Genomic DNA, 1,793 nt, shown 5'->3' with positions numbered 1-1,793 from the left:
GCAGCGCGCCGAGGGGCAGGTGCTGCTCGACAACACCAACATCCTCGACCCCAAGCTCGACCTCAACCTGCTGCGCGCGCGGGTCGGCATGGTGTTCCAGAAACCGACGCCGTTCCCGATGACGATCTATGAGAACATCGCGTTCGGCGTCCGTCTGTACGAGAAGATCTCGAAGTCGGAAATGGACGGCCGGGTCGAGAAGGCGCTGCGCGGCGCGGCGCTGTGGAACGAAGTGAAGGACAAGCTCGGCGCCTCCGGCCTCAGCCTGTCGGGCGGTCAGCAGCAGCGTCTGTGCATCGCCCGCACCATCGCGGTGCGGCCGGAAGTGATCCTGTTCGACGAGCCGTGCTCGGCGCTCGACCCGATCTCCACCGCCAAGATCGAAGAGCTGATCGACGAGCTGAAGGAACAATACACCATCGCGATCGTGACCCATAACATGCAGCAGGCGGCGCGCGTGTCGGAGTCGACCGCCTTCATGTATCTCGGCGAGCTGATCGAGTTCGGCCCGACCAACAAGATCTTCACCTCGCCGAGCGATCGGCGCACCCAGGATTACATCACCGGCCGGTTCGGCTGACGCGGCGGGCGAGGAGCACTGATATGGGATTCGAACACACCACCAAGGCGTTCGACGGCGATCTGCAGGAGCTGACCCGGCTGGTTGCGGAGATGGGCGGTTTGGCCGAGCGTCAGATCGTCGACTCGGTCGATGCGCTGATCCGGCGCGACGTCGCGCTGGCCTCGCGCGTGGTCGCGGCCGATGCCGAGATCGACCAGATGCAGCGCAATATCGAAGAGCGCGCGGTACTGACCATCGCGCGGCGCCAGCCGATGGCGATCGATCTGCGCGAAATCGTCGGCGCGATGCGCGTCGCCACCGACCTCGAGCGGATCGGTGATCTGTCGAAGAACATCGCCAAGCGCGTCAACGCGATCGACAGCGACTTCCACCCGCTGAAGCTGATCCGCGGCCTCGAACACATGACCGACCTCGTGCAATCGCAGGTCAAGGCCGTGCTCGATGCCTATACGGCGCACGATCTGCCGGCCGCGATGGTGGTGTGGAACGGCGACGAGGAAGTCGACGCGATCTGCACCTCGCTGTTCCGCGAGCTGCTCACCTACATGATGGAAGATCCGCGCAACATCTCGTTCTGCATTCACCTGATGTTCTGCGCCAAGAACATCGAGCGGATCGGCGATCACGCGACCAACATCGCCGAGACGGTGTTCTACATGATCGAAGGTCAGCAGATCATGGACAAGCGTCCGAAGGGCGACATGACGACCTTCGCCAACGCGACGCCCGGTAACTGACGCTGCTCTGGCCGCCGGCCCGCCGGGCCGGCAGTCATGGGACGGATCGAGACGACACTGAGACGAGGACGACAATGGCTGCGCGCATTCTGGTAGTTGAAGACGAGGAAGCGCTGACGACGCTGCTGCGATACAATCTGGAATCCGAAGGTTACGAGGTCGAGACGGTGGCGCGCGGCGACGACGCCGACACCCGGATGAAGGAGCGGATTCCCGACCTGGTAGTTCTGGACTGGATGCTGCCGGGCCTCTCCGGCATCGAGCTGTGCCGCCGGCTGCGGGCGCGTCCGGAAACCAAGCAACTGCCGATCATCATGCTGACGGCGCGTGGCGAAGAAAGCGAGCGGGTTCGTGGGCTCGCCACCGGCGCCGACGATTACATCGTCAAGCCGTTCTCGGTGCCGGAGCTGCTGGCCCGGGTGAAGGGCCTGCTGCGCCGCGCGGCGCCGGAGCGTCTGGCCACCGTGCTGGCG

General features: G+C 64.6%; 3 protein-coding genes. All 3 read left to right on the top strand.

Annotation, left to right across the window (positions count from 1 at the left end; translation table 11 throughout):
* Positions 1-580, top strand: a 580-nt coding sequence (locus DYI24_RS25970) for a phosphate ABC transporter ATP-binding protein (protein WP_164574358.1), incomplete at its 5' end; no start/stop codon positions are given.
* A gap of 23 nt (positions 581-603) precedes the next feature.
* Complete coding sequence (phoU, locus tag DYI24_RS25965) at positions 604-1,320, top strand: phosphate signaling complex protein PhoU (protein WP_107346308.1); 717 nt, start codon at positions 604-606, stop codon at positions 1,318-1,320.
* A gap of 74 nt (positions 1,321-1,394) precedes the next feature.
* The coding region (locus DYI24_RS25960; protein WP_164574357.1) for a response regulator at positions 1,395-1,793 on the top strand (399 nt) is incomplete at its 3' end.

It is taken from the genome of Rhodopseudomonas sp. BR0C11, assembly GCF_010820945.1.
Classification (GTDB): domain Bacteria; phylum Pseudomonadota; class Alphaproteobacteria; order Rhizobiales; family Xanthobacteraceae; genus Rhodopseudomonas; species Rhodopseudomonas palustris_H.
Note: the sequence above shows the minus strand (reverse complement) of the source record. Positions and strands in the feature narration are given on the sequence as shown.